The sequence below is a fragment of the Candidatus Nanosynbacter featherlites genome, assembly GCF_005697565.1.
In the GTDB taxonomy this organism is placed as follows: Bacteria; Patescibacteriota; Saccharimonadia; order Saccharimonadales; family Saccharimonadaceae; genus Nanosynbacter; species Nanosynbacter featherlites.
Genome location: NZ_CP040004.1, coordinates 309,090 through 335,850, shown reverse-complemented (window position 1 = coordinate 335,850; position 26,761 = coordinate 309,090). Strand labels below are relative to the sequence as shown.

Here is a 26,761-nt window from a genome sequence, read left to right as displayed (position 1 = left end):
GAGCGGGCTTTCTCTTTGGTTTGATATAATCTGCCTGTTGCATTTCGTTGTCATTTCTGCTACAATGGTGAGGAACATTACCAAAGACAGCGGCGATCTGGCTGATAAACAGATGTAAACATGCCGCCGAGGGATGAAACGAACAGTTTTATTTGACGTCTTTGGTAGTGCGAGAATCAAAGACGTCTTTTTGATTCTCCATTACCGCACGTTAACAAATTGGCGAAAAGAATGAAATTAACTCAATCAAAGAAAGGATTTTTATGGCAATTTCACGCGATAAAAAACAAACTTTGGTTGCTGAACTAACAGAGCTTCTGAAAGACGCCAAAGGTACGGCATTTGCGCGGTACCAGGGGCTGAGCGTGGCTGAATTGCAAGAGCTGCGCAAGGCTGCTCGTGAGGCAAACGTGGTCATCAAGGTGGTCAAAAACCGCTTGGTACGCGTAGCATTGCAGGGTGTTGACACCTACAAAGAAACTGACACTGACCTCCTGGTTGGCCAGCTGGTTTACGCCATCAGTGCCGAAGACGAGGTCATGCCAGCGAAAGTTTTGGACACGTTTGCAAAGACGCATCCAGCACTGCAGTTGGCTGGTGGTTTCTCAGGTGAAGGCCTCAGCATCAACGAAGCTGACATCAAGGCACTGGCAGGCTTGCCAAGCAAAGACCAGCTTGTCGCCGAAGTGGTGGCACAATTGCTCTCACCAGTCCACGACACCGTGGGTGCGCTGGGCGGCAATTTGCACGGACTTTTGGACGGCATCGAAGCCAAAGCTACGGCTTAAGTTTAGCAATCAATCAATAATGTAAGGAGACATATCATGGCTGATATTAAGAAATTGGCTGAAGAACTGACCAAATTGACAGTTCTGGAAGTTAACGAATTGAAAAACCACTTGAAAGATGAATACGGCATCGAGCCAGCTGCTGCAGCTGTCGCTGTTGCTGGTCCAGCTGCTGGCGGTGACGCTGCTGCGGCTGACGAAAAAACTGAGTTCACCGTTACATTGAAGGACGCAGGTGCTCAGAAAGTTGCAGTCATCAAGGCTGTTAAGGAAATCACCGGCTTGGGCCTCGGTGAAGCTAAAGCTATCGTTGACGGCGCACCAGCACCAGTCAAGGAAAAAGTTTCAAAAGACGAAGCTGAAGCTGCAAAGAAGACTTTGGAAGACGCTGGCGCTAGCGTTGAACTCAGCTAATTTCATTCTAAACATGACGCCAATTTGTTTTCGAAATCATTATGCCGCCCTATACCACGGGCGGTATTTTGATTGCAAGGGTAAAATTTGCAACAGTTTTGCAAGCACCCCTTAAAATGCTGTGGAAATCTGAAATAACTTGCTTATGCAAGCCTTGACCGAACCTTTTTCCTATGCTATATATAGAACGAGAACTATCAAAAATAGACAGGGAAATGCGAGAATCACTATGTCTGAATTACCAGAAAAACAAGTAAAGCGGCTTCGCTCATTGATACAAGAGGCAGAAACCAATTTGGCAGCAGCAAAAGAGCTATTGATCAGTATCATCGGTGATGACGGTCAAGTTGTTACGCCAAAAACCTCGACCGAAGATGTGACCGGCAAGGTCGTCGAAGGCGTGTTTGACGGTCAGACCATGCTTGGCCCAGACGGCAAAAATTATCCAATCCCAGCCAACTATGCTTCAAAATCAAAGCTGGTTGAAGGCGATATTTTGAAATTGACCATTGCTGATGACGGCAGCTTCATTTACAAGCAAATCGGTCCAGTGGCGCGCAAGCAAGTCATCGGTACGCTGGTGCAACACGACGGCGTTTACTACGTCGAAGCCAACGGCCGCGAGTATCGCATTTTGCTCGCCAGCGTCACGTTCTTCCGCATCAACATTGGAGACCAAGTCACCATCATCGTGCCAGAGGACAATCCTGACGCTACGTGGGCAGCCGTCGAAGCAGCACTGTAAAAACAATTCGACATTTGAAGCCGTCCGCGCAGCTGCCGGGCGGTTTTTGATATAATTGTGCTATGCCTGAGGAGTTTTTACTAAGCTACGCTAGCTTTGACGCTGAAAATCGGCCGTTTTTGGAATGGCAGGTTGATGGTAGGGCTGAGCGTGGTGATGTTTTGGGGCAGGAGTTGTCGCTGGAGTTTGACTTTTCCACCAAATATTGCACCGGCTGGCTGGATTTTGACAATCACTGCAGCCAGATTTGTCCTGACGGCGCCACGGTTGATGAGAAATATGAAAATTGTTTGAAGTGTCGCAATCGCACTGGTTTCAATCCAGCGTTTTACCACGCTGATTCAGTATCGGCGCAGCAGGAAAAAATCAATCAAAATCCACATTTTTTGTATTTGGCGTACTTTTCACCAAAGGTGATCAAAGTTGGCATTTCACAGGAGGAGCGCGGTATTCGGCGACTGCTGGAGCAGGGCGCACGGCTGGCCTTGAAACTAGAGACGTTTGCTTCGGCGTTGATCGCCCGGCAATACGAAGCAAAGATTGCCAAGCTGGATGGCATCATGGAAACAGTAGCCGCCAGTAAAAAGCTGGGGCTAATTAAGCAGCCGCTCAATACTGCGGTGGCGGAACAGACTTTGGCTGATGCGTTGATGCGCATTCACCACCAGTTGGGACTGGATTTTCCAAACCGAACGCTCATCACGTGCGAAGATTATTTTCACACGGACGGCCGAGACTTCAGCAGTGTGATTGATATGACAGGAAATAAGGTCTTAGCTGGCACGGTTGTTAGTGTCATTGGCTCAGTGCTCATCACTGAATATGACGGGCAGCTACTAGCGTATAACGTGAAAAAGTTCATCGGACACCGGGCGCAGGCGGTGCAAGGTGTAGTCGACCTTGAGATACCTAACACGCAGCTGACGCTGTTTTGATAGAATATGGTATAATATGAAAAACGGAGTTTATATATGAGCAGTGACCGCGCGATGAAAAGGATTTTTATTTATGGCGATTCTAATGTTTGGGGAGACAGTTTCGTTGGATCGCGAGTGCGACACAGCGACCGGTGGGTTAACCGCCTGAAGCGAGAACTGCGAGGCAAAGCGCATATCATCGCAAATGGACTATCGGGCCGTGTAGCGGGAGATTTCTGTAAGGCAAAGCCGTACAAAAATGGTAAACATACGTTTGCAGAAGCTTTGCAACAGGCGAGCAATGTGAACATCGTCATCATCGCCCTTGGCACTAACGATTTACAACAGCAATACGGTAGGACGGCGCAAGCTATCATTCACGATTTGACAGATTATCAAAAACTGGCTCACGGTGCTGACGTTATATATATCTTACCGCCAGCATTTTCGACCGGCGAAGATTCTGGTCCAGAATTCACCGAACAATCAGAAGCTATACGACAAGAGATCTTGCAGAATAAGGAGGCGCTCGGTGACTACATTGAGCTGCCGTTCATACCGCTGTCGGATGGTATTCACTTTTCAGCAAAAGGACATCGCTTAGTGGCGCACACCGTTAAGCAAGCTTTGAAAGCGAGGCAGATGTGAACGAGGGAAAGAAACCGCTCTTACAGACTATAGGTCGGGAAATGGCAATTACGACACACGGGCTCGACAACATGCCAGAAGGCCCAAATGTATTCGTCGCCAATCATGCTTGCATGCGTGATATCTTTGCCATACCAGCAAGTCTGCCGGAGGATTGTGACGTTGTCATTAGTTCGCGACTGGCGTATAAAAACAGCTCTGTTGACACGGCAGTACGGCGATTGGTTATAGAAAATGCACTGCATACGATACCACTTGAAGTACACGGCGGAAAAGAATATTTGAAAGCTGGGCTCGAAATGGCCAGACGAGCGTTACTTGACGGACGCTCACTACTCATCTTTCCAGAGGGCGCATATACCGGTGATGCTCAAGTTACCAAAGGCCGAACGGGCGCATCGCGAATTTTATTTGGAGCAAGCATAGGGGGGGTGAAACCCAACCTATTGCCAGTAGGAATTCACTACAAGCCGTGGCCTACTGATCTGGATGCATATACGCCTCAAGACGAACAGATCCATGTTACCTTGTGTGACCCCATTGACTATAGAGCAGCCCACCAAAACTATGCTATTTCAACAGATCATGAGTCTCGCCGCCGGGCTTTGCGGGCACCAATAGACATGGCCATGCGAGCCATTGCAGAAGCGACTGACTTGCCATATATTGACAGACCAATAGAACTATGGCCAAGAAAGACCATGATTTTAGAAAGCGGCGAAGAAGTTCCCATTTCTGACCGCTAAAGAGCTTACTAATCCTGCACTTTGCGCTATAATACATAAGTAATGAGTCAAGCACTGTACCGCAAATATCGCAGTCGCAGCTTGGACGAGGTGTTGGGGCAAGATCACGTGACCAACATTTTGCGCCGAGCGCTGGAGCAGGGGAAAATCGCCCATGCGTATTTGCTGACGGGTCCGCGCGGCGTGGGCAAAACCAGCGTAGCGCGCATTTTGGCGCATGAGATCAATCAGTTGCCATACGACGAGGAAGCCTCACACCTGGATATCATTGAGATTGATGCCGCCAGCAATAACGGTGTCGACGATATTCGGGCATTACGCGAAAAAGCGCAAGTCGCGCCGGTTTCCGCGCCGAAAAAAATCTACATCATCGACGAAGTCCACATGCTGTCCAAACCTGCCTTCAACGCACTGTTAAAGACGCTGGAGGAGCCGCCAGCACACGTAGTATTCATCCTCGCCACCACCGACGCCGACAAGCTGCCTGCCACCATTCTCAGCCGCGTCCAGCAATTTTTCTTTCACCCCATCTCAGTTGACGTCATGGCGCGCCAGCTGATGGCCATCGCCGAGAAAGAGGGCTTTGCCATCGAGGCGGACGCTGCTCGGCTGATCGCTGAGCGCTCGCGCGGCGGTTTTCGCGACGGTATCAGCATGCTTGATCAATTATCAATTTTAGCCACACCCGACCAGCCACTGACCGTCGCCATGGTTACTGAATACTTAGGCTTAAGCGACACAGCCACGCTAGAGAAGCTGCTTGATTTATATCAATCAGAGGACAGCGCTGACATCCTTAGAATCCTGCAAGAACTAGAGCAAAGTGGCATCAGCCCGACTGTGGTGTCGCACCAGCTATTGTCAATCGCTCGCGCCAGACTGAGTACAAACCCAGGTCTTGTTGAACTCATCCAGCAGCTCATCGAAGTTGATCGCCACCCACACCCAGACCTGAAATTATTGACTATTTTCATGCAACATCACGCTCAGCCAGTCAGGCCGAAGAAGACAGTTGCCCAGGCCGTCACGGCAACGCCAACCGTCATTTCGACACCAGCCAAGCCAGCATCGTCAGCAGAAAAGTCACCAAAAAGCCAAAGCACCAAATCAACTGAGCCAGTGAAAAAAACGTCCGAAAGCAAAGACACCAAACCAGCTAAAAAGTCGTCCACGAAACCACGTAAATCTAGCACACCGCTGGAACTGGACTGGCACAGGGTAATCGAACAAGCCAAGGAAAAATCAGTCGGCCTGTCGTCACTGCTCCAAAAAAGTCAGTGGGCGTTTGACGGAGATAAACTGACTATTTTTGCCGGCAGTGCGTTCTACAAGAAAAAATTGGATGATGCCAAAAATCGGCCACTACTGGCAGAAATCATCACCGCGGAGACGGGAATGGAGCTGGAAGTTGATATAATTGGAGAGAAGAAACCACCTGAAGACGAAAAATTGGCAGAAATCGCTGCCATGATGGGCGGTGGCGAAGAAGTGAAGTTGGAGGAACTATAAGTGAGTGAAGCAAGTCAACGTACATCATCGGGCAAACTGCCACCGCAGAACCTGGACGCCGAAAAGAGTTTACTGGGCGCGATCTTGATCGACGAAGAAGTTTTGGCAGATGCGACCGAACACGTGCATCCTACTGATTTTTATGATAAAAATCACGGACTGATCTTCGCCGGGATGATGCGCCTGTTTGAGAAGCACAAGCCAGTTGACCTCTTGACTTTGACTGATGAACTGAAGCGTAAGGACGAATTGGAGCTCATTGGCGGCTCGGCATATCTGACAGAGCTCACCAACTACGTGCCGACCGCTGCGCACGCTGAAGCATACGCTGAAATGGTGGCGCAAAAAGCAGTGCGGCGCCGACTCATCAAAGCCAGTGCTGACATCACTGAGCTCGGCTATGACGAATCGACAACAACCCAGGAGTTGTTAGAAAAGGCCGAAGCTGAACTATTCAGCGTTTCCGACCAGTCACTCAAGCAAGATTTGATTAGCCTGGAAAATATTTTGACTGACAGCTTTGACCGAATTGAAGAATTGCACCGCAACAAAGACACGCTCCGTGGCATTCGTACTGGCTACCGCGACCTCGACAATATGACCGCTGGGCTGCAGCGTTCCGACCTGATCATTCTGGCCGCTCGTCCAGCCATGGGTAAGACCACGCTGGTGACCAATTTGGCGTACAACGTGGCGACCATTGAGAAAAAGCCGGTGCTGTTTTTCAGCCTGGAGATGAGCAAAGAGCAATTGGTTGATCGTATGCTCGCAGACGCTTCAGGAGTTGACAGCTGGAATATCCGCACCGGAAACCTGAGTGATAATGATTTTGCCAAATTGTCTGAGGCCATGGGCGAAATGGCCGAAGCGCCGATTTACATTGACGACACGCCGGGCCTCAGCATTTTGGAAATGCGTACCAAAGCTCGCCGGCTGGCGCACGAAGGCGAAATTGGCCTAATCATCGTCGACTACTTGCAGCTGATGCAGGCCACCAACAATCACAACGGCAACCGCGTCCAGGAAGTGTCAGAAATTTCCCGCGGCCTGAAGTTAATTGCCCGTGAGCTCAACGTACCGCTGATCGCCCTGAGCCAGCTGAGTCGTTCCGTCGAGTCGCGCACGCCGCCAATCCCACAGCTGGCCGACCTGCGCGAGTCCGGCTCCATTGAGCAGGACGCCGATATCGTCAGCTTTATTTACCGCCCAGGCTACTACGAACCAGACAACCCTGAAGTCCAAAATATCACCGACCTCATCATCGCCAAGCACCGTAACGGTCCGGTCGGTAAAGTCCAGTTATACTTCCACCCAGAACGCCTGCGTTTCATGAGCCTCGACAGACGACACGATTAACGAAACATGCTATAATAAACCGCAGTGAAAAAGAAAACTCTCTCTCATCTGTTCCTTTACCGTTGGCGCTATCTTTGGGGCTACAGTGCTTTGATATTGATATTTTCCGCGGTCATCAGCGTGGCGTTGTTGTACGCGCCAGGTGGCATTAGCCAGTCAGAGATCAACATGGTCGCACGAACCAACTTGCTTATGGAAGGTAATTGGTCCATCGTCAATCTGCCACTACACGCATTCCAGGCGGCGCTGTTCTTGCTATTTGGTGTCAGTACGCTCACCGTCAAGCTACCAGCTGTCACACTGATGTGTTTGGCGGCCCTGGCGCTCTTTTTCCTCCTCAGGCACTGGTTCAAACCGGGCATTGCTGTACTGTCACTTTCTCTCATGATCGCCACTGGTCAATTTATCTACCTGGCGCAAAGCTTCACCCCTGGCATCATCTACATCACCACTGCGTCATTGATTTTGCTATTTGCTAGCCTCATCATCCAAAAAGCCAAATTCGCCCAACTCTGGAAAATCCTGTTGGCCGCTGTCATGGCTGCCAGCCTGTACACGCCTTTCTTCTGGTACCTCAACCTCGGTCTCATTCTGGTAGCGTTATTACACCCATATACACGCTACATCATCGTTTCACGAAAATATCGCGCCAGCTGGACGCCAGCATTCATCGTCTTTCTGCTGGTAAGCGCGCCGCTAGTGTATTTCTGCCTGAAAAATCACGGCTTCTTGCTGGACGTGTCAGGCTGGTCGTCGCTCAACTTTGATGTATTAGCAAACCTCAAGATCATCGTTCGAACCTATCTCTGGCCAGTGCCATACATCTCCAACGGGCAAGTGCTGCCAGCTATCGACGTCAGCACGGTAGCGCTGATGTTCCTTGGTATGATCATCACTTTCCGCAACTGGCATACCGCTCGGTCTTATGTGGTCAACATCTGGCTATTTCTATCATTGCCGCTACTAGCCCTGGCGCCGCAAGTCAACATGATCATCTCTGTGCCAATGTTCATTTTGCTCGCCACTGGCGTAGAACGTTTGCTGTACGAGTGGTACCGATTGTTCCCAAAGAACCCATACGCTCGTGGCACCGGACTTGTACTGATGATCATCTTGGTCGGCGTTATGACCCTGAGTGGTGTCAATCGGTACGTCCACAGTTACCACGACCTGCCTGACGCCGTGCGCGAGCATTCCAAAGATTTGAGCCTTGTGCGTGACACACTACTGCGCAACGCTGCAAACAAGAAATATATATTCGTGGTGGCAGCTGCCGAAAAACCGCTCTACGACGCTTTGTCCAGCCACATGAATAAGCACAACATTGCGATTTCCATCAGCGACGGCCTGCCGGCAGAGGGCGCTCAAGAAGAAGTAGTGGTAACCCGCGCTGCTCGCCAAGATATCACTGGCATACCTGGAACCATCACCCGCGTCATCACGAATGATTGGGCTGAGGCGGGCGACCGGTTTTATGTCTACAAACTTAGTGAATAATGCGGTATAATAAGTGAGTTAATTGAAGGAGGAACATTATGGCTTTTGATCAGGTGAAAATGCTGCAACAGCTACGTAAAGCACAAAAACAACTCGGTAAAGAAATCATTGAAGTAGAGGCTGGCGACGGTGCAGTCATCGTTCAGATCACTGGTGAATTGAAAATTAAATCAGTCAAGATTAATCCTGATATGGTGGATCTAGACAACATCGAACAGCTCGAGCACTGGATTCAAATTGCAGTGCGCGATGGCTTGGCAAAAGCTCAAGAAGTCGCTGCTGAAACAATGAAGCCATTGATGGGCGGCTTGGGCAATCTGGGCATCTAATCCTACCGATGAGTACTCATATTTTACCAAAAGCGCTGACGACGTTGATTGATGAGTTTGGTAGTCTGCCGGGAGTTGGTCCACGAACTGCCGAACGCTACGCCTATGCTGCTTTGCGCCGCGAAGCAGGGCAGTCCAAAAGACTGGCTCAGGCGTTGAATGAGTTACACCAACGCGTCAAAACGTGTCCGGTGACGTTTGCATTGATTGACGAAAGTGATGATCTGTCGCCACTTTACACCGACAGTCGCCGCAATCGCCAGCTCATCTGTGTTGTCGAAGAGCCACTGGATATCATGGCGCTAGAGCGCACTGGTCAGTTTGATGGTACCTACCACGTTTTAGGTGGAGCAATTTCACCGATCGACGGTATCGGGCCAGAACAGCTTCATATCCCTGAGTTGATTGAGCGCATCAAAAATGACGGCGTCACCGAGATCATCATCGCCACTAACGCTTCAGTAGAAGGTGAATCGACCGCGCTGTTTCTGCAACGATACATCCAAGAGGCTGGGTTGACACTGACTATTTCGCGGCTGGCTCGCGGTATCCCTGTGGGAGTCGACCTGGAATACGCCGACCAGATCACGTTGTCGCATGCGCTTGAAGGCCGACGCACGCTGTCTTAGTTTTATTAGCATAAGCGACATGCTATACTAATCATATGGAAAAGCCTCGAATTCCTCAGGATAAACTCATCAATCACTCTAAATTCAAAGCGTTCACTCAGTGGGTCCACAAACACCATTTAGCACTGGCACTTGTCGTGGGCGCGGCGGTTGTTGCGATTATCTTCATCATCGCCATGTATTCCGTCCAATCAGACAGCGGTTCACCATTTTTCGCTGGCACCAAAAAGCCAAAAGAGAAGTTCTATTCGGCACTGACCGGCCTGGAAGTAGCTGACGCCAATGCGGTCAAAGCTCCAGTTGCTGGCGTAATTGTCGAAAACAGTCCTAACGCGCGGCCACAGTCTGGGCTATCAAAAGCCGGCATCGTCTATGAAGCCGTGGCTGAAGGCGGAATTACTCGTTTCTTTGCATTGTACCAGGGAAATAAGCCAGCCAAAATTGGTCCAGTACGCAGCCTGCGCTTGTACTATTTGCAGTGGTCAACACCGTACAAAGCCTCAATTTTCCATGTTGGTGGTAGCGCAAACGCCCTCAGTACAGTTCGCAACGGCAAATATCACGACATTGACGAATTCAGTAATGGCAATTCGTACTGGCGTGCCAATGACCGACGTGCGCCGCACAATGCCTACACCTCAGGTGAGAAAATTGACCAAACTAACACCGCCAAAGGACATAACGAATCAGTGTTCACCGGGTTTAAGCGCGCCGATGGCAAGCCTGCCGAAACGCCAAACGCCACCCAAATTGCCATCAATTTTAGTGGTCCACTGTTTAATACCAATTACACTTATAACAAAGAATCTAACACCTACGCTCGCACGCTGGCAGGGCAGCCACACAATGACGCTGAGGCCGGGCAGATTGCACCAAACAGCATTGTGGCACTGGAGGTGAATGTTGAGCATCGCCCAGGCAGTCGCGAAGGGTACGAAGACGTCATCACCGTAGGTACCGGCAAAGCCTATATCTTCCAAAATGGCGTCGTGGTTCAAGCTACCTGGAAGCGTGACGACGAAAGCGCCGAATTGAAATTGGTCGACGCCGCTGGCAAAGATATCGCGTTGAACCGAGGCCAGACATGGATCGCCGCCTTTACACCGGGGCGAGGAAGCATTGCATGGCAGTAGCCCGTCGCCGATCGATTCGCGACTACAATCGATATTACATGCGTCGATTAGTATTATTATTGCTGGTACCTGTCGGTATCGCTGCTGCTTTTGCTACCATCACTCATCTCATATTGACGAACCTGGCAGCCGTTGAAGTCAATTGGTATATCATCATCCTGCTCGGCGCAGTTGGAGGTATCATTGGCGCGGTAACCATCACACCGTTCATCAGCAAACCAATGCGCGACGTGCTTTACGCTACAGCTTACAAAACAGGGGAGCTGACTGCCGAAAAGCCAACCAAAATCAATTCACCAGCACACGCACGCACTGGTTTCCAGACCGTGCTTGAGGCCATATATACCAACGGTACATCCACCAAACCGACTGCCAAAAAAACTTCGTCCCAACTTGACGCCATCATTCAGTCGTTCAATCACACCCCGTGTGGCATCGTCGTGTTAGACCACCAAAAAAACATCATCTTTGCCAATGAAACTGCACCAGTCGTTTCCGACATGGACGGCGTGCTGACGTTGGGGCTAGACTTTATTGATGAAATTTCCATCAACCAGTGGATCCAAGAGGTTGCCAAAGACAACATCACCGCCCATCGCCAATGGACGCGCATACCAGCTCAGGCCAAAACCTCTGCGCCACAAAAGTTCTATGACGTCAGCGCCTCCTACGAAAAAGGTGCAGCCGGCGAAACGGTCATCATCCTCTTTGACCGCTCAGCCAAATACTTACCCGAAGAGGAAGACCTCAATTTCATCGCTTTTGCTGCGCACGAACTCCGTGGACCCATCACCGTCATTCGTGGTTATTTAGACATCCTAGAACACGAACTTCAAGACCGTCTGCGGGATGATGAGCCACAATTGTTCAATCGTCTAACCGTTTCCGCCAACCGCTTGTCCAGCTATATCAACAATATCCTCAACGTTTCAAAATTTGACCGACACCACTTGTACGTTCATCTGCGCGAGGACACATTGGAAGCCATCTACGCCACCATTGCTGACGACATGCAACTACGCGCTTCAGCCCAGCACCGCATGTTGAACGTATCCATCCCCAACGATTTGCCGACTATCGCAGCTGACCGCGGCAGCATTGGGGAAGTGATTTCCAATCTGATCGACAATGCCATCAAATACAGCTTCGAGGGCGGAGTTGTCCAAGTTTCCGCCGTGCAAAAGGGCGAATTCGTAGAAGTTTCCGTCTCAGACAACGGCGTCGGCATGCCAGCTGGCGTGATCAAAAACCTCTTTCGCAAATTTTATCGCTCACACCGATCACGCGAAACAGTGGCCGGCACCGGCATTGGTCTATACATCTGTAAAGCATTTGTCGAGTCACATGGCGGCAGCATCTCCGCACGCAGTCAAGAAAACCAAGGCTCAATTTTCTCCTTCACCATTCCCGTCTACGCCTCGGTGAAAGAAAAGTTACTAGAAGACGGCCAGCTAAACAATCGGTTAATTCGCACTGACGGCGGGTGGATAAAAAATCACAAAATGTATAGGGAGTAATCATGGCGATCAAAACAATTTTATGCATCGAAGATGACAGATTTATTGGCGAAATGTACGTGCGCAGTTTGGAGCGCGCAGGCTATACCGTCACCTGGATGGTGGATGGCAACGATGGCTTGGTGGCAGCGCGCAACCAGTCGTACGACCTGATCATTTTGGACTTGATGTTGCCAGAGCAGCGTGGCGACCAGATTTTAGACGCCCTCAGAAACGGCGAAACTGATTTGGTGCCTAACAGCAAGATTCTCATCATGACCAACTTTGAACAAGACGACCAATCCAAGTCGCAGCTGCTGCCTAGAATCGACGGCTACCTCATCAAAGCCGACATCACGCCTCGGAAGCTACTGGAGGTGATCGAACAACTGGGTGAGTAGCACAAGAACACAGCTTTCAAAACAAATCATTGCAATACTAAAAAGTACTGCCCAAGAGGGCAGTACTGATAATTTCTCTGTGGTGACCTCACGGGGAATCGAACCCCGGTTGCCGGGATGAGAACCCGGTGTCCTAACCGCTAGACGATGAGGCCAACACTAAGCATCATACCACGACGCAGCCGCTTTTGTCTATACCGCCGCGCTAGCCAACAGAGACGCGCTTGCGTTTTACCACAGTTTGACGCTATACTTAATATCATGAAAGAATCGAGGGTGGGGCAGTCTGACAGAACATTTTCCAAATTTTGGCTGCGCCGTCTCAGCAAAGCTTCGCTACTAGTCAATCTCTTCATTCTCCTCACGTACGCATCAGCTCGTTTTTTGCCCAACAATTACCGATTTACCATTGGCGATTCAGTCACTGACTTAGCCGCCACCATCAGCTTATTGTCCGCAGTTTGGGCACTTGGTCTATGCTTTTGGACGCCCAAAAAACAACGCGTCTACCTGGCATGTGCCACCTATGCATCACTCATCATCACCATCGCAGCGCTCATCGCCACCAGCGGCGGCATCTATTCTCCATTCACCAGCCTGTGGCTCATGGTCACCATTTTTGCTGCAGTATTTGGGTTGTGGCTGACTAGCGGCATCATCTTGTTGGTCGTGGCGCACATCGCCATGATTCATTTTGAAACACCACTGACGCTGGAACAAATAGCCATCAGTACAGCGCTTGGCATCATGCCATCTGTCCTGAGTATCGTCCTGTGGCGGTACCAACCACAGAAGAAGCTTGATGATCGATTTACTGAACTGGAAAATAGGCTAACCTCTGCCGAGGGTAAATCTGATGTCGTCATCAATACCATCGACGACGGCGTGATGGCCATTTCCAATGACGGTATCATTGAACTTATCAATCCAGCCGCGCAGCAGATGATCGGTTGGGACAAAGGCGACGCTTTGGGTCTGAGTTGGCAAAGTGTCCTCAAGCTGGTGCTCAAGGACGGATCTGACATCCCAGAGGGCAAACATCCCGTTGCTCAAGCGTTGTCTTCAAACCAGCCCACTCACAGCGACAACCTATTTCTCAAAACTTTCTCAGACAAACGGTTACCGATCACCATCGTCAGTTCTCCAATCGGCCCACAAAAGGAAGGCGTCATCATCGTGTTCCGCGACATCTCCAAAGAGCGCGCCGAGGAGCGAGAGCAAGCCGAGTTCATCTCCACCGCCAGTCACGAGATGCGCACGCCCGTGGCTTCCATCGAGGGATATCTGGGCCTGGCGCTCAACCCCGCCACCGCCCAAATTGACGACAAAGCACGCGACTTCATCACCAAAGCGCACGCCTCCGCTCAACACCTGGGCCGATTATTCCAAGACCTGCTGGATATCAGTAGAGCCGAGGACGGACGCCTCAAAGATGAACCAAAGCTATTTAACGTAACTGATTTTGTGGCAGACATCTTTGAGGGTCTGGCGCACAAAGCCGCCGAGAAAAATCTGCTCTATTCGTTTCGGCCGCACGCGCTAGCCAAAGACTCCGCTGACCAACATCTGCAGCCCATTTATTACGCCTTTGTTGACCCCGACCATTTCCGGGAAATCACCGCCAATTTGATAGAAAACGCCATCAAATACACTAAAGAGGGGGAAGTGGTGGTTGACGTCACTGGCGACTCATCAAAGGTAGTTGTCAGCGTGATGGATTCTGGTCTGGGAATTCCCGCAGAAGACGTTCCGCATCTTTTCCAAAAGTTTTATCGGGTTGATAATTCAGCCACTCGCGAAATCGGCGGTACTGGCTTGGGATTGTACCTGTCTCGCCGACTAGCCGAAAGCATGTCGGGCGATTTACGTGTCGAGAGCGAGTACGGCAAGGGAAGTACGTTCTTCCTGGAAATACCACGGATTTCCAAAGAGGAAGCTGCTCACAAAGAAGCATCCTTGCAGCCAGCATCAGTTCGGTACCATCAACCACAGCAGCAAGCCCCGGTAATTCCTGACACAACGCCCGTAGAACCACCAGCAAATCCTCCAGCACAGCCGCCAACAGAACAGCCCCAGCAGCCTACCGAACCCGCCCAAAGTACTGAGCCGCTCGGCCAGCCCAGCCAGTCAGCAACACCCCAACAAACACCAGCACCAACTAGCCCAGAACACACCACGCTGGCTGATATTGAACATCACTTGGAGACCAGCCGTCGCGCCATCAGCATACCACGGAGAACCAATAATTCATAAAAGCATAAGAATGATAGCAATTTTAATAATAATATCGTATAGTAGGTAGTAGATATGACAAAAATTTTACTCGTTGAAGATGACAAAAGTTTACGCGAAATCTATGGCGTACGATTATTAGCAGAAGGATACGATATCGTGTCCGCAGGTGACGGTGAAGAAGCACTCGCCATGGCCATCAAAGAACGGCCAGCACTCATCCTGAGCGACGTGATGATGCCGAAAATTTCTGGCTTTGACATGCTGGATATTTTGCGGTCTGCCACCGAAACCAAAGACATCAAAGTGATCATCATGACCGCCTTGTCCTCAGAAGACCAACGAGCTCGTGGTGAACAATTAGGCGCTGACCGCTATCTTGTGAAATCCCAAGTTGGCATTGAAGACGTCGTCCGCACCGTGCATGAAGTCTTGGGCGATGTTCCAGGGCTCACACCAGCACCACAGCCGCAACCAGCCGCCCAGCCAGCAGCACCTCAGCCAGCGCCAGCCATGCCGCAATCACCACAAATGCCGCCGGTCCGACCTGATGTCTCAGCATTGTCACCACAGCCAACATTGCAAGCTGCCGCACCAGCGCCAGCCACACTACCACAGCCAACTGCACCTTTCTCATCTTCAGCGCCGCGTCCTGCCAACCTAGGCGAACGCGTCATTCGACCACTTGAGGGCGCCAGTCTGACGCCAACAGAGGATGTTGCCAAGCTCATGGAACAAGAACTGGAGGGAATTCCAAATCTCAAACCACAACCAGCTGAACCTGAGCATACCCCAGAAGAAACTATTCCAACCCTAACAGCAGCTCCATCTCCAGCCCCTGAAACTCCAGCAGAGCCTACTCACATTCCTGTCACCACACCAACGCCTCAAGCTCCACAAAGCCTGCAAAGCGCCGCCACTCCAGAGCAGCCAGTTCCAACCATCCCAGCAGCACCAGTTGCCAATCCAGCTCTACAACCACCGGCAAATGCTGCGCCAACTCACATACCACCAGCTCCAGTCTTACATCCGCTTCCGTCTCAGCCACCACAACCACCGCAAACTCCTCCACCAGCACAACCACAAGCATAAATGCCAGACAATACCACACCAACTCATGATTCAGCCCAGCGCCTCAACAAATTCGTGGCGCTGGCGCTTGGTGTGTCGCGCCGCCAGGCTGACGAGTTGATTGAACAGGGCAAGGTCACGGTGAACGGCCAGCCCGCCAAGCTGGGCCAACGCGTCACCACAACCGACATTATTCGCCACGACAACAAACCGCTCACCGCCCAGTTCCACCAGCTCATTCTCCTCCATAAACCCGTCGGCTACCTCTGTTCGCGCGCTTCCCAGGGTGGCGTACCAACTATTTATGAATTATTACCAACCAGCCTCCATCACCTGAAACCCGTCGGTCGCTTGGATAAAGACAGCTCTGGGCTCATCCTCCTCACCAACGACGGCGATTTTGCCCACCAGATGACGCACCCGTCATTTCACAAAATGAAGCGCTATTTGGTGACGCTCGACCAACCGCTTCAGCCACTCCACCGGCAAATGATCAATGACTTTGGTGTGCAGCTACCTGACGGCCCCAGCCGCTTGACGCTCGAACGCCAGCACGACGGTGATGACCACCGCTGGATCGTCCAGATGAGCGAAGGCCGCAACCGCCAAATCCGCCGCACCTTCGCCGCTCTTGGCTACACCGTCACCAAGCTCCACCGGACAGACTTCGGTAACTACACTCTCGGTGACATCAAACGCGGGGAATTTCAGGAAAGTAAATTGACACCAAGTCAACGATTGGTGTATCGTATAGATACATAGGAGGATATACCATGCGAGAAGGTAACAAATTTTCAATTGAAAATGATAGTGGATTATGGCGGAAAAAAGTAGGAGTCGTGCTTGGCACAGTAGCCAGCGCTGCACTGGCTCTGTCAGGCTGCGGTGCGCCAATATCAGAAACAGCACCAACGGCAACTACAGAAGGATCTACAATCAGCCCGGAGCTAGACTCAACCAACCAGCCCAATATCGATTGGCAGACTGTTGACCAGAACTGTCTTGATGAACCTGACTGCAAGCGTGCAATATCATCCGTAGAGAAAGGTTGTGATGGTACCACGCTACTATACAAATATTATAATTACTACGGGCAAGGTGGCATAACAGCAGTTCCTAACAGCCCTGAGTGTACCGCTTCACAAGCACCAGAAAGCAGCCCAACACCAGTTGCTACGGCAATACCCACTCCAGCAGGCTAAGGTCAGACCCATTTCACATACCGCTTATCCTCGCCAAATCCCCGCGCCTCTGGTATAATAGGCGTAATTATGTCTCATAAATTACCTACCGTCGCCATCATCGGCCAAGCTAACGTTGGCAAAAGTTCATTGTTCAATCGCTTGACGCGCGCCCGCACCGCCATCGTCGCCCGCGAAGCCGGCACCACCCGCGACAACGTTGTTGGCAAAGTCTCATACAAACGCCGCGCCTCATCTCCTGACGAGGCAAGCCAGGCTGAATTCTGGCTCATCGACACCGCCGGCCTTAAGCCCGCCGAAGACGAATTCGAAGCAACCATCCAAGACCAAATCGCCGACGCCTCCGCCGCGGCAGATGTCATCCTCGTCATGGTTGATTCTACTGTCTATCCATCAGACGCCGACCGTCAACTGGCCAAAAAAGCCCTCAAAAGCGGCAAGCCCGTCCTCCTCATCGCCAATAAAGCCGACCTCAAAGGCTCGCTCCACACCGACGAATTCAAGCGTCTCGGCATCAAAACCATCATCAAAACCTCGGCCGAGCACAACATCGGCATTTCTGATCTGCTCGACAATATCGCCGATCTCATCCCGCCAGCCACTCAAACCGCACCTGACAACATCATCCGTGTCGCCTTGATCGGCCGGCCAAATGTCGGCAAAAGTAACTTGTTTAACACCTTGGCGGGCAAGCAGCAAGCCATCGTCGCCAACGTTGCCGGCACCACCCGCGACGTCAACCGCGTCCAGGTCCGCTACCATGGCCAAACCATTGAGCTACTCGACACCGCCGGCATTCGCCGTCAAGGCAAGCAAGAAACCGGCATTGAAAAATTCTCGGTCCTACGCACCATGCAGGCCATCAATGAAGCCGACGTCTGTTTTCTGCTGATGGACGTCAATGAATTAAACGTCGGGCTAGACCAACGACTGGCGGGCATCATCGACGAAGCAGGCAAAGGTCTAGTCCTGGTTGTCAGCAAGTGGGATTCCGTCGAAGGCAAAGACGCCTACACCCGCGACGAGCTAGCACCACAAATTAGCTATCATTTCAAATTCACACCCTACGCACCACTGATCTTCACCTCATCAGTCACTGGCCAAAACGTCGCCAAATTGTTCGACCTAGCCCTTGATATTTATAAGCGCCGCCACCAAGAGTGCAAAACCCGCGTCCTCAACGACCTCTTACAAAAAGCCGTTGCCGCTCATCCGCCAGCTGGCTTGAAGAATTCACACCCAAAACTCCGCTACATCGTCCAGACCGACATCGCTCCACCATGGTTCGTCATCTACGGCAGCAACCTCAAATTCGTCCACTGGAGCTATAAACGCTACTTGGAGCGCACCCTGCGTGAAGCCTTCAACTTTGCCGGCACGCCCATTAAACTATCTTTCCGCGACGAAAAACAACTGAAAGCCAACCGCAAACGCGTCGCCCGCGGCCTGGCACCCGTCACCAAGGCCTACAAACAAGCCAAGAACGCCGAGAAGGGCTAGGTTTCACGCCTCGGCTTGAGCCTTTCTGGGTGGGCTATTTTCATGTCAATACACTATTTACAAATATCAGCTGATGTGGTATAATACAACGCATATGGAAAACTTGACAAACTCTACACACTCTGACCAGGAGGCCTCTCGTGTCATTGCGCGCCCCGACCAAACGCTACCCATTGATACCATAGACCCTAAGAAAACTACTTTTAGGATCAACGTTAAACCTTTCTTTAGCGAAAAGGCAACCGAATATTCCATGCGTATTGGCTCAGTCGGTGACATCCAAGTATTACCGCAAGATGACAAAAACGCGACGAGTGAGGAGACTATAGTAGGAGTTACTCTCCTTGCTGGAGACACTGGTAACCACCAGCCACTACTTGACCGTGCTGGTAAAAAATCATCCATCTTTGACATGTCCGAAGCTACCGGTTGCACAAGTGCAAGCATGTCTGTTACAGCAGAACCGGGTGACACCAAGTACCCCAACTTTAGTGAAGTTATTACTGGTGTTGAGATACCAGGAGTAGCAGATGAAAATCCAGTAGAACTAGCTGAGCGAAAACAAGCTGTCGAGAGCTTCATGCGAGCAGTTGGAGAGGTTGCAGCCCGCGGACTACTTGGACCATTTCCCGAACTACAGGAAGGTTTTACTCTTACTGTGAAGCCTGGTGAAACTCATAGACCAGAGGGAGAATTTCACGACACTATCACTGTCGATAGCCCAGACACCGCAGGAAAAAGCTGATCATCCACCATACATGAGGATTTGTGCTTGCAAAATATCACGCGTAATTTCATCTGCTCGCTCACCGATCAGCACAATTTTTACTGCCTCGTCTGAGCGTGCATGACGAATCTCAATCTGACACTGCGTCGCTTCAATGTGCCGCCGCTCACCGCGGTCGTTCACAAAACAACCCTTCAGACGCCTGAGACCATATGCCGCAAACAACTCTGGCCATAGTTTCTCAAACACCGCTTCACCAACAGTAGTGGTCGACAAATCAATCACACTGTACGTCGGATTGTCCGGCACCGCCAACTCGCCATCATACTGGTCAAAAAACGCCAACAGTCCCGACGGCGTGGTTATTTTACTGAGATCAAACTGGCCGTACGGGGCGCTCAGCACCTTGGCGTAGGGCAGGGCGCGGCGTTTGGCCTCGTATTCAGCTCGTTCATTACCCTTCAATAAATCTTCCTTGGTCACCAAAATCACATCTGCGGCTTGTAGCTCAATTTCATGCGCTGGCTCAACACCGCATAAAATCTCATGCGCGTCGATCACGTAAAAACTCTGCATCAGCTCGTACTTGGCAAACATCTTGGCGCTGATCAATCGCTCCACCAAATTCATCGTCCGCGCCACCCCCGTCGCCTCAATGAACACTGGTGCAGGGGAATAGCGACTAAAATCCATCAGCATCTTGGTCAGCGCATCCTCCGAGCCGCAACAAACACAGTCGCCAGCCAGGGTCGTCACCATGTCTGCCAGCCCCTCCAGTCGGTAGCCATCGACATTTTCGTTGGCATATTCATTTTCAATCACTCGTGCGCCCGTAAAGTCACTTTGTCGCAATAAGAATTCAAGTACGCTGGTTTTACCAGCACCCAGCGACCCATTCACCAAATATAGCGGTACTTTATCAACAATCGTCCGTGCTTCGTCAAATGCTGCATTGATACTAAATTCCAAATCATCATCGCGCTTTGCCATATATCTATTATACGCCATCGCGTCCGAGGTGATATACTGAAGATATGAAAATCATCCTCGCCCTCGGCAATCCTGGCGATAAATACACCTACACCCGGCACAATGCTGGCTTTTTGGTAATTGACCAGTTGGCGGCGGAGCAAGATGCACAGTTTAGCAATAAGCCTAAATTCTTTGCCGACATTGCCGAAATCAGTCACCCCAAAGCGCCGGGCAACGTCCTACTCGTCAAGCCAACTACCTACTACAACGAGGTTGGCATTGCGGCGCGAGCGCTCATGGATTTTTATAAGCTGACGCTTGATGATCTCCTGATTATTCATGACGATACGGCGCTTGATTTTGGTAAAATTCGTGTCCGCAAGGGCGGTGAAAGTGCTGGCAACAATGGCCTCAAGTCACTGCATCGACATATTGGTAGTGACTTCTGGCATATTCGCATCGGCACCGACAATCTACTACGCCGGCAAATTGGCGATGTCGATTTCGTCCTCAGCAAGTTCAACGCCGACGAACGAACAATTCTCCGCGATTGGACAATCCCTGAATCAATCAAACTGACCGAGGCATTTCTCAACGGCACCATTGAGCCGCTGAGCATTAAGCTCTAACTGCAACAACGTTGCAAAACGCTTATCGTTTTCGGCGCTTGATTTTTGCTGCCGTTTCTCGCAGCTTGATGGCCCGTGCTTCCAGAACACTACTACCAACCGCCAGGCTCACAAACAACAACCCCAAGCCGCCCGTCGCCCACTCCGGCAGCTCCAGATGAAACAGCTTAGCAATCATCATCATGCCCAGTGCCGTAATTGCCCAGTGTGCGCCATTTTCCAGATACTTATATTTACTGAGTACGCCTGTACGCAACAGATACACCGTCAATGACCGCACCCAAATAGCTCCAGACGCCAGTCCAGCAACAATCAACAGGACACTACTAGTGATAGCAAAGGCACCGATGACGCCGTCGAAACTAAAGCTAGCATCCAGAACCTCAAGATACAGCAAGCTTGCAAATGCTGCCCAACCAGTCTTGATTTTAATGGCCTTGGCATCATCCTCGTGAAAGAATGAGCCAAACAATTCCAGCCCGATGTGCAGCATAATCCCCAGAATAGATGAGATCAAAATAAGCGATTGGTGTGCTGGCTCCACCGTGAAATACAAAATCGTCGCCACCGCCAACATCAGACATACTTTGAAATTCTCAAACCGTCCAGCCTTAGCTAGCCACGGCTCAACATGACTGACCCAGTGGATACGCTTGTTGTAGTCGATGAAATAACTTAACCCAATCATGATCAAAAACGCCCCACCAAACGCATCAATCATCGGCGATGCCTCATGCAAGATGTGACCATACTCGGCTGGCTTATTGATAGCCAAGTCAACCACCTCGGTGAAACCATGACCACTCGCCACCATAACGATGAAAATTGGCAAAATAAACCGCACCACAAACACTGCCACAAAGATGCCGACCGTCAAAAATACTTTTTGCCATGTCGAGCTCATGCCAGCCAACACTTTGCTGTTAATCACCGCGTTGTCAAAGCTAAACGTAACTTCCAACACCACCAAAATAGCAAATAACCAGAGGCCGCCAAGACCCAAGTGCATGAACGTCAAGCTGCCCAAAATCAATGTCAATAGTGCTGAAAACCAAAAAATTCGAAATGGATGATGTGAATGCCAGAGATGTTTCATATTGCTTTAGTATAGCATATCTATGAGCGCAATCTTACGCTTACCTCAACCAGCAGGTAAAAGGTTATCCTCTACGGTCCACATAGTCCTGCCATTTTTTAACAATTCCAGCCTCCTGATAGTACTCATGCGCGCGCCAACTGAACAAGAAAGCTTCATCTTGTTCAATTTCGCCAAGGAGCGGAAAAATCTCACTAAGTAACATTTTGTCGGGATATCGTTCGTCATCCATCAGGGGACATTGCCCATTATTGCACAAGTGTGCATTTAAAAATGTGAAGCGCTTGGTGCAAATATAGCCGGGCTTCGAGCAGTGTAAGCGAAAATCGTGCATGGTTTGAATCGGCTGCGCCTCATCCTGGTAGGCCTCGAACTTGTACATCACCCAAACTAGTGGCGTATCAAACGTCATATTATCAGACAGTTGCTGCTGGCTATGCCGTAAGTCGTCCAGCTCTATCCGTATCTGTTCGCCACTGCTATTCTTCAATTTCGCCAATGCCAAACGGCGCTCCGCAGCAGCAATCTTGACTGTCAAAGCCGTATACTCATCATACATATCAAGCAGCTTATCAACCGCCGCTCTCGCATTATTCGTACCTTCCATCATCCCAACTCCTTCATAATTACTGCGCTAGTAATCTCACGCGCCCGTTCGCCAATGACAACAAGTTTTAATGGCTCGTCAGCGGCACCGCGCGTGACCCGTATTTGCTGTGGCGTTGCTTCGATGTGAAATATCTCGTCACCCTCAACAACTGCGCCTTTCATGCGCCGCAAAGCATATTTATCTCGCAAACTAGCCCAGATCTTCTCAATCTTCTCAGCGCTAATAGCCAACTCAGCCACATCAACCACGCTATAATTTAAAGCATCCTCAGCCGCGTTTTCCGCAGGCTCGTGCAGTAGCAAATAATCCAAAATACGCGACTCGCTAGCAAGCTGCGCCAAGTCAAACTTACCGTGGTCCATCATCACAACCTTCGTCAGCCCTTGTTGCAACAATGTTTCAATTAGCTGCTGGCGATCATTTTCAGTCAGCAAATCCAGCTTGCTGATTAGTACCGTATCCGCTGCCTGAGCTTCCGCCAGCAACGCCTTCGCCAAACCGTCAGCCCTGGCTTCAGCTCCATCCACAACATACAACGACTGCTTCAAATCATACTGCTCAAAGATATCGCCAGCCAGCAATTTCTCGACCACCCGCAGAGTGTTAGCGACGCCAGTTGACTCAATGATAACCGGTGCTTTTCCGCTTATTGCAAAATTGTGCAAAATATCAATCAACTCTTGGCCGCTACTGCAACAGATACACTCGCCAGCAATTGTCGCTAGTTCATCAACGCGTTGCGCTAATGTACAGCTGTCAATACTTTCCGACGCAAACTCATTTTCAACCACTCGCGCGCCAGCAAACTCCGGTTGCTGCACCAAAAAATCAACCAGCGTCGTTTTGCCAGCACCCAGCGCGCCATTCACCAGATATAATGCAATTGTATCGTTCATAATTAACCTTTCTTGTACACATATACTGAGTTAATAATATCGTCGTCAGGGTTATACTCGATCAGCAGCTGCAAGCGCCGCAAGCCATTCGGGTCAAACGCTGGGTATAACAACGTTTTCGCGCCGTGGGCGCCGCGCACAATGATCCGCCCGCCAGGCCGGAGCGCTGGCAAAATATTATCAATAATTTGTTGTTTGGCTTCAACCGAATCGCCCGCCAGCCCAGCCACATAAATCACGTCGTAAGCACTATCCGGCAAAGCCACCGCCGCTCCGTCCGCCACCAAGCACTCACCAACCGGCCAAGCAATCGCCCGTGCCAGTTCGCGCGACTGTACCAAAGCAGCCGGCGCCACGTCCACCAAATCAACCGCCGCGTCTGTCTGATGCCACAAGCACCAAGCGGTCAAAGGCAGGGGACCGCTGCCAATCATCGCCGCGCGGCTACTGTCAGTCAAAGACAAACCCGACCCGGCCAACAAGCTAACTTCACGCCGCACTAGCTCGCGGTAATTGTCAATATACCAAAACGTTTCCAGCTCTCGCTGCGGACGGGCTGAGCTGGCAATTCGCCGCGACCAATACATTTCCATCTCTGATTCCGACAGGGAACAACGGCGTTGCACCTCGCGACACACTTCATCATTGCACCAGGTCGGTAACGCTGTCGCCTGTACAACCGACGCCACCAAGCCAGAGAAAGCTGCGTTCACATCTGGTGATGGCGCAAACTCATGCAAATTCATCACTGTTTTAATTGCTATATCCATAATGTTTCATAATGCCAAACACTCTCATTTATTGCAAATTTGTCGCAATAAGTGATATAATTGCAACAATATGACAATAGACGAACTGCTCAAACAGCACAACTTGCGTCTGACGAAACCGCGCCAGCAAGTATTTGACGTACTGCGACAATCAGCCGTTCCACTAACCATTAGTGACATTGCCAAAAAATGCAAAAACGTTGACCGAGCCAGCGTCTACCGCACCCTCGTTACCTTTGATCAGCTACACATCGTCAGCGCCGTTGCTATTGGCTGGAAAAGCTACTACGAGCTCGCTGAACCATTCATCCCACATCATCACCATCTCTACTGTATCCACTGTCAAAACGCTGAGCCCATCCAAACACCAGAATTGGAACAGCTTGTTGGCTATCTCAGTCGCAAACATCAGTTTGCCGTTGTCAAACACCACTTTGAACTAGAAGGCATTTGCAAAAATTGTCAGCAAACCAAGCAATATAAAAAATAATTCCCAACTAAAAAAGCACCAGGTAAGGGTGGGCATCACCTGGTGCTTTGTTACCCTTCAACCCACCCGAGCTTCCATGTCATGGCAAAGCGTCTGCGGTCAAAACTCCAAAAGACCGGCGCCTGACGAATCGTCAATACAGTGCGTACTCACCATGAAACAGAGGTCGCCTTAATCAAAAGGGTAGTTAAAGGGGTTAGTATGCGCGTAACGTTTAACGCAAAAAGTGGAGGGTAAGATACTTAATGCCATTGCGCGCAACCTAACATATAGTTAGAATAGGGGGTATAAGGTGCATTTGGTTGAACTCGCTGATCAACCAATCGTGTATCATTATAGCAAAGATTTGACATAGTGTCAATACTTTTTGCAATAAAAAGTTATGGAAATCAATACAGTACTACCAGAGGAGCATATTTTCACCAAGAGGTTGGTCAATATTGCCAAGCCACCAAAAAGGTTATGTTTTATGGGAAAGCTCCCAGACACCCACGCTCCTCGAGTCGCAATTGTCGGTACACGCAAACCCAGTAACTACGGACGCGAGGTTACCGAACGGCTAGCGACAGACCTGGCGCAAGCCGGGGTGATTATCATCAGTGGACTAGCACTTGGCGTTGATAGCATTGCCCAGACTGCAGCTCTCAATGCTGGTGGCACAGTCATTGGCGTCGTCACCTCAGAGCTCCCAGATATTGCACCGCGCAGCAACCGAGGATTAGCAGAAAACATCATCAAACAGGGCGGCGCAGTCCTGTCAGAATGGATGCGCGGCGACGGCATGAAAATACGCAAATGGAGTTTCCTACAAAGAAACCGCCTGGTTAGCGGGCTGGCAGACGCTATCATCATCACCGAAGCGGCTGAACGTAGCGGTACGCTCAATACCGCAGCATACGCCCTCGAGCAGGGGCGTGACGTATTTGTCGTTCCTGGCAATATCACCAGCCCATTATCCGCAGGATGCAACAACCTACTACTTCAGGGCGCCAATCCAGCTCTCTCGGCCAAAGACGTATTGAACGCCATTGCCCCAACTTGGAAATCCACCCAACCCACCCAATGCGCGTTGCCAATTGGCTCTACACCAGCTGAAATCGCCATTGCCCAACTCATCAAAAATGGCGTACGTGACGGCGATGAGCTACAAAAACAGTCCGGACTATCAGCGGCTGATTTTGCCACCGCACTCACCATGCTGGAGATTAATGGTGCGATCAAGCCACTCGGGGCAAACAACTGGACGCTACGATAACGCCTATGCTTGAATATACTTCACAATAGTAGTATGATATTGTCAATGAATACAGAGCGTCAACCACAGTTTCGTCCCACCAAGTCCCCAGAAGAGCAACCTATCTCAGATGATATATTAACAATACCAAACGTTATTACAGCGGTAGGTGGAATGCTTAGTCTATATGGTATCAATAACGCTGACTCCCTCAAAGGCATGGCAGCGCTGGTCGCTGGTGAATTATCAGACAAACTTGATGGTTCGTTGGCAAATGCCCTCAACCAACGGTCCAAACTGGGCATTAAGCTAGACCCCATCAGGGATAAAATCGTTGGGGCAGCAGCACTGCTAAAACTATCACAAGAGGACCCCACATCAAAAGCCATGGTGGCGACAATTGCTGGCCTAGAATCAACAAAAGCCATTGCTACCGCTGTTGCCGAATGCAAACACAAACAGCTCCCCGGTGAGCGCGAACCACTTCGCCCAACTCAAGCAGGGCGGGTCAGCAGCGCACTGCTCGCAGCAACCACGACATTGCTCATCATCGGCAAGTCGGCAGAGTCCTTGGGCCATCAGAAAGCCGCCAAGACGCTGAAAGGACTAGGTAAACTGAGCTTTGCAGGCTATCTTCCTGCAGCAGGAGTAGCGGCTGGACAATACGTTAAGCGCGCCCGCGATCTGATGGATAGTAACCAGAAATAGCGCAGAAACCGCCACG

At 50.5% G+C, this 26,761-nt stretch carries 29 protein-coding genes, 1 tRNA gene and 1 other annotated feature; of the genes, 24 read left to right on the top strand and 6 right to left on the bottom strand.

Annotated features, from left to right (window positions below):
- Positions 1–62: 62 nt before the first annotated feature.
- Positions 63–201, top strand: a sequence feature (ribosomal protein L10 leader region).
- 62 nt (positions 202–263) lie between these two features.
- The 14 genes from rplJ to FBF37_RS01615 all read left to right on the top strand — a co-directional run bounded on the left by rplJ (position 264) and on the right by FBF37_RS01615 (position 12,608).
- Positions 264–788 (top strand): 50S ribosomal protein L10, encoded by a 525-nt coding sequence (rplJ, locus tag FBF37_RS01680; protein ID WP_138078884.1) that lies wholly within the window; start codon positions 264–266, stop codon positions 786–788.
- 36 nt (positions 789–824) lie between these two features.
- Entirely contained in the window at positions 825–1,202 is a 378-nt protein-coding gene (gene rplL / locus FBF37_RS01675; protein WP_138078882.1) for a 50S ribosomal protein L7/L12, read from the top strand.
- 229 nt (positions 1,203–1,431) lie between these two features.
- Entirely contained in the window at positions 1,432–1,947 is a 516-nt protein-coding gene (locus FBF37_RS01670; RefSeq protein WP_138078880.1) for a hypothetical protein, read from the top strand.
- Positions 1,948–2,009: 62 nt separating this feature from the next.
- Positions 2,010–2,882, top strand: coding sequence for a DUF2797 domain-containing protein (locus FBF37_RS01665; RefSeq protein ID WP_138078878.1), 873 nt, complete (start codon positions 2,010–2,012; stop codon positions 2,880–2,882).
- Between the two features lie 36 nt (positions 2,883–2,918).
- Entirely contained in the window at positions 2,919–3,512 is a 594-nt protein-coding gene (locus FBF37_RS01660; protein ID WP_138078876.1) for a GDSL-type esterase/lipase family protein, read from the top strand.
- A gap of 41 nt (positions 3,513–3,553) precedes the next feature.
- Positions 3,554–4,258, top strand: a complete 705-nt coding sequence (locus tag FBF37_RS01655) for a lysophospholipid acyltransferase family protein (protein ID WP_138078874.1) — start codon at positions 3,554–3,556, stop codon at positions 4,256–4,258.
- A gap of 42 nt (positions 4,259–4,300) precedes the next feature.
- Positions 4,301–5,767 (top strand): DNA polymerase III subunit gamma/tau, encoded by a 1,467-nt coding sequence (gene dnaX / locus FBF37_RS01650; RefSeq protein ID WP_138078871.1) that lies wholly within the window; start codon positions 4,301–4,303, stop codon positions 5,765–5,767.
- Positions 5,768–7,123 carry a replicative DNA helicase gene (dnaB, locus tag FBF37_RS01645; protein WP_138078869.1) on the top strand — a complete coding sequence of 452 codons (1,356 nt, stop codon included), beginning with the start codon at positions 5,768–5,770 and terminating at the stop codon, positions 7,121–7,123.
- 24 nt (positions 7,124–7,147) lie between these two features.
- On the top strand, positions 7,148–8,620 hold the full coding sequence (locus FBF37_RS01640; RefSeq protein ID WP_138078867.1) for a glycosyltransferase family 39 protein: 1,473 nt from the start codon (positions 7,148–7,150) through the stop codon (positions 8,618–8,620).
- A 38-nt stretch (positions 8,621–8,658) separates the two neighbouring features.
- Positions 8,659–8,949 carry a YbaB/EbfC family nucleoid-associated protein gene (locus FBF37_RS01635; protein WP_138078865.1) on the top strand — a complete coding sequence of 97 codons (291 nt, stop codon included), beginning with the start codon at positions 8,659–8,661 and terminating at the stop codon, positions 8,947–8,949.
- 8 nt (positions 8,950–8,957) lie between these two features.
- Positions 8,958–9,578 (top strand): recombination mediator RecR, encoded by a 621-nt coding sequence (recR, locus tag FBF37_RS01630; protein ID WP_138078863.1) that lies wholly within the window; start codon positions 8,958–8,960, stop codon positions 9,576–9,578.
- A gap of 35 nt (positions 9,579–9,613) precedes the next feature.
- Entirely contained in the window at positions 9,614–10,711 is a 1,098-nt protein-coding gene (locus FBF37_RS01625) for a DUF3048 domain-containing protein (protein WP_138078861.1), read from the top strand.
- The gene (locus FBF37_RS01620) at positions 10,702–12,228 is read left to right on the top strand and encodes a sensor histidine kinase (RefSeq protein WP_174843581.1); all 1,527 of its coding nucleotides are present in this window, start codon (positions 10,702–10,704) and stop codon (positions 12,226–12,228) included. The genes FBF37_RS01625 and FBF37_RS01620 overlap by 10 nt, the downstream gene beginning before the upstream one ends.
- A gap of 2 nt (positions 12,229–12,230) precedes the next feature.
- Positions 12,231–12,608, top strand: coding sequence for a response regulator transcription factor (locus FBF37_RS01615; protein ID WP_138078857.1), 378 nt, complete (start codon positions 12,231–12,233; stop codon positions 12,606–12,608).
- An 80-nt stretch (positions 12,609–12,688) separates the two neighbouring features.
- Here FBF37_RS01615 and FBF37_RS01610 read toward each other — a convergent pair.
- Positions 12,689–12,763: transfer RNA gene (locus tag FBF37_RS01610), tRNA-Glu, on the bottom strand.
- A 106-nt stretch (positions 12,764–12,869) separates the two neighbouring features.
- Between FBF37_RS01610 and FBF37_RS01605 the strand changes: the two genes are divergently transcribed.
- The 6 genes from FBF37_RS01605 to FBF37_RS01580 all read left to right on the top strand — a co-directional run bounded on the left by FBF37_RS01605 (position 12,870) and on the right by FBF37_RS01580 (position 19,358).
- Positions 12,870–14,861: a sensor histidine kinase gene (locus tag FBF37_RS01605; RefSeq protein WP_174843580.1), complete on the top strand. Its 1,992-nt coding sequence runs from the start codon at positions 12,870–12,872 to the stop codon at positions 14,859–14,861.
- A 54-nt stretch (positions 14,862–14,915) separates the two neighbouring features.
- Positions 14,916–15,932 carry a response regulator transcription factor gene (locus FBF37_RS01600; protein ID WP_138078852.1) on the top strand — a complete coding sequence of 339 codons (1,017 nt, stop codon included), beginning with the start codon at positions 14,916–14,918 and terminating at the stop codon, positions 15,930–15,932.
- On the top strand, positions 15,933–16,673 hold the full coding sequence (locus tag FBF37_RS01595; protein ID WP_138078850.1) for a pseudouridine synthase: 741 nt from the start codon (positions 15,933–15,935) through the stop codon (positions 16,671–16,673).
- Positions 16,674–16,684: 11 nt separating this feature from the next.
- Entirely contained in the window at positions 16,685–17,113 is a 429-nt protein-coding gene (locus tag FBF37_RS01590; RefSeq protein WP_138078848.1) for a hypothetical protein, read from the top strand.
- Positions 17,114–17,182: 69 nt separating this feature from the next.
- Positions 17,183–18,613 carry a ribosome biogenesis GTPase Der gene (gene der, locus FBF37_RS01585; RefSeq protein ID WP_138078846.1) on the top strand — a complete coding sequence of 477 codons (1,431 nt, stop codon included), beginning with the start codon at positions 17,183–17,185 and terminating at the stop codon, positions 18,611–18,613.
- 94 nt (positions 18,614–18,707) lie between these two features.
- Entirely contained in the window at positions 18,708–19,358 is a 651-nt protein-coding gene (locus tag FBF37_RS01580) for a hypothetical protein (protein ID WP_138078844.1), read from the top strand.
- On the opposite strand, the gene FBF37_RS01575 is transcribed toward FBF37_RS01580, so the two are convergent.
- Positions 19,359–20,330: a GTP-binding protein gene (locus FBF37_RS01575; RefSeq protein WP_174843579.1), complete on the bottom strand. Its 972-nt coding sequence runs from the start codon at positions 20,328–20,330 to the stop codon at positions 19,359–19,361. It lies immediately after the preceding gene.
- 44 nt (positions 20,331–20,374) lie between these two features.
- Between FBF37_RS01575 and pth the strand changes: the two genes are divergently transcribed.
- Entirely contained in the window at positions 20,375–20,941 is a 567-nt protein-coding gene (gene pth / locus FBF37_RS01570) for an aminoacyl-tRNA hydrolase (protein WP_138078840.1), read from the top strand.
- 22 nt (positions 20,942–20,963) lie between these two features.
- Here pth and FBF37_RS01565 read toward each other — a convergent pair whose 3' ends face one another.
- The 4 genes from FBF37_RS01565 to FBF37_RS01550 all read right to left on the bottom strand — a co-directional run bounded on the left by FBF37_RS01565 (position 20,964) and on the right by FBF37_RS01550 (position 24,313).
- Complete coding sequence (locus FBF37_RS01565) at positions 20,964–22,037, bottom strand: DUF475 domain-containing protein (RefSeq protein ID WP_138078838.1); 1,074 nt, start codon at positions 22,035–22,037, stop codon at positions 20,964–20,966.
- 64 nt (positions 22,038–22,101) lie between these two features.
- On the bottom strand, positions 22,102–22,647 hold the full coding sequence (locus FBF37_RS01560) for a hypothetical protein (protein WP_138078836.1): 546 nt from the start codon (positions 22,645–22,647) through the stop codon (positions 22,102–22,104).
- Complete coding sequence (locus tag FBF37_RS01555; protein ID WP_138078834.1) at positions 22,644–23,543, bottom strand: GTP-binding protein; 900 nt, start codon at positions 23,541–23,543, stop codon at positions 22,644–22,646. Before FBF37_RS01555 ends, FBF37_RS01560 begins: the two co-directional genes overlap by 4 nt.
- A 2-nt stretch (positions 23,544–23,545) precedes the next feature.
- Complete coding sequence (locus FBF37_RS01550; protein ID WP_138078832.1) at positions 23,546–24,313, bottom strand: nicotianamine synthase family protein; 768 nt, start codon at positions 24,311–24,313, stop codon at positions 23,546–23,548.
- A 70-nt stretch (positions 24,314–24,383) separates the two neighbouring features.
- Between FBF37_RS01550 and FBF37_RS01545 the strand changes: the two genes are divergently transcribed.
- From FBF37_RS01545 to FBF37_RS01535, 3 genes are all read left to right on the top strand, one after another.
- Positions 24,384–24,803, top strand: coding sequence for a Fur family transcriptional regulator (locus FBF37_RS01545; RefSeq protein ID WP_138078830.1), 420 nt, complete (start codon positions 24,384–24,386; stop codon positions 24,801–24,803).
- A gap of 382 nt (positions 24,804–25,185) precedes the next feature.
- Positions 25,186–26,058 carry a DNA-processing protein DprA gene (gene dprA, locus FBF37_RS01540; protein WP_138078829.1) on the top strand — a complete coding sequence of 291 codons (873 nt, stop codon included), beginning with the start codon at positions 25,186–25,188 and terminating at the stop codon, positions 26,056–26,058.
- 45 nt (positions 26,059–26,103) lie between these two features.
- Positions 26,104–26,745 carry a CDP-alcohol phosphatidyltransferase family protein gene (locus FBF37_RS01535; RefSeq protein ID WP_174843578.1) on the top strand — a complete coding sequence of 214 codons (642 nt, stop codon included), beginning with the start codon at positions 26,104–26,106 and terminating at the stop codon, positions 26,743–26,745.
- The last annotated feature ends 16 nt before the right edge of the window (positions 26,746–26,761 follow it).

Bases quoted from the DNA above. Each gene is read 5' to 3' on its own strand.
- FBF37_RS01555 (WP_138078834.1), bottom strand. From the start codon at position 23,543: ATGAACGATACAATTGCATTATATCTGGTGAATGGCGCGCTGGGTGCT.
- FBF37_RS01575 (WP_174843579.1), bottom strand. From the start codon at position 20,330: ATGGCAAAGCGCGATGATGATTTGGAATTTAGTATCAATGCAGCATTT.
- FBF37_RS01605 (WP_174843580.1), top strand. From the start codon at position 12,870: ATGAAAGAATCGAGGGTGGGGCAGTCTGACAGAACATTTTCCAAATTT.
- FBF37_RS01635 (WP_138078865.1), top strand. From the start codon at position 8,659: ATGGCTTTTGATCAGGTGAAAATGCTGCAACAGCTACGTAAAGCACAA.
- FBF37_RS01590 (WP_138078848.1), top strand. From the start codon at position 16,685: ATGCGAGAAGGTAACAAATTTTCAATTGAAAATGATAGTGGATTATGG.
- FBF37_RS01655 (WP_138078874.1), top strand. From the start codon at position 3,554: ATGGCAATTACGACACACGGGCTCGACAACATGCCAGAAGGCCCAAAT.
- FBF37_RS01665 (WP_138078878.1), top strand. From the start codon at position 2,010: ATGCCTGAGGAGTTTTTACTAAGCTACGCTAGCTTTGACGCTGAAAAT.
- rplJ (WP_138078884.1), top strand. From the start codon at position 264: ATGGCAATTTCACGCGATAAAAAACAAACTTTGGTTGCTGAACTAACA.
- FBF37_RS01580 (WP_138078844.1), top strand. From the start codon at position 18,708: ATGGAAAACTTGACAAACTCTACACACTCTGACCAGGAGGCCTCTCGT.
- FBF37_RS01535 (WP_174843578.1), top strand. From the start codon at position 26,104: ATGAATACAGAGCGTCAACCACAGTTTCGTCCCACCAAGTCCCCAGAA.
- FBF37_RS01565 (WP_138078838.1), bottom strand. From the start codon at position 22,037: ATGAAACATCTCTGGCATTCACATCATCCATTTCGAATTTTTTGGTTT.
- FBF37_RS01545 (WP_138078830.1), top strand. From the start codon at position 24,384: ATGACAATAGACGAACTGCTCAAACAGCACAACTTGCGTCTGACGAAA.
- FBF37_RS01660 (WP_138078876.1), top strand. From the start codon at position 2,919: ATGAGCAGTGACCGCGCGATGAAAAGGATTTTTATTTATGGCGATTCT.
- dprA (WP_138078829.1), top strand. From the start codon at position 25,186: ATGGAAATCAATACAGTACTACCAGAGGAGCATATTTTCACCAAGAGG.
- FBF37_RS01670 (WP_138078880.1), top strand. From the start codon at position 1,432: ATGTCTGAATTACCAGAAAAACAAGTAAAGCGGCTTCGCTCATTGATA.
- FBF37_RS01550 (WP_138078832.1), bottom strand. From the start codon at position 24,313: ATGGATATAGCAATTAAAACAGTGATGAATTTGCATGAGTTTGCGCCA.
- FBF37_RS01600 (WP_138078852.1), top strand. From the start codon at position 14,916: ATGACAAAAATTTTACTCGTTGAAGATGACAAAAGTTTACGCGAAATC.
- FBF37_RS01560 (WP_138078836.1), bottom strand. From the start codon at position 22,647: ATGATGGAAGGTACGAATAATGCGAGAGCGGCGGTTGATAAGCTGCTT.
- rplL (WP_138078882.1), top strand. From the start codon at position 825: ATGGCTGATATTAAGAAATTGGCTGAAGAACTGACCAAATTGACAGTT.
- recR (WP_138078863.1), top strand. From the start codon at position 8,958: ATGAGTACTCATATTTTACCAAAAGCGCTGACGACGTTGATTGATGAG.
- FBF37_RS01595 (WP_138078850.1), top strand. From the start codon at position 15,933: ATGCCAGACAATACCACACCAACTCATGATTCAGCCCAGCGCCTCAAC.
- FBF37_RS01615 (WP_138078857.1), top strand. From the start codon at position 12,231: ATGGCGATCAAAACAATTTTATGCATCGAAGATGACAGATTTATTGGC.
- dnaX (WP_138078871.1), top strand. From the start codon at position 4,301: ATGAGTCAAGCACTGTACCGCAAATATCGCAGTCGCAGCTTGGACGAG.
- FBF37_RS01620 (WP_174843581.1), top strand. From the start codon at position 10,702: ATGGCAGTAGCCCGTCGCCGATCGATTCGCGACTACAATCGATATTAC.
- pth (WP_138078840.1), top strand. From the start codon at position 20,375: ATGAAAATCATCCTCGCCCTCGGCAATCCTGGCGATAAATACACCTAC.
- FBF37_RS01625 (WP_138078861.1), top strand. From the start codon at position 9,614: ATGGAAAAGCCTCGAATTCCTCAGGATAAACTCATCAATCACTCTAAA.
- der (WP_138078846.1), top strand. From the start codon at position 17,183: ATGTCTCATAAATTACCTACCGTCGCCATCATCGGCCAAGCTAACGTT.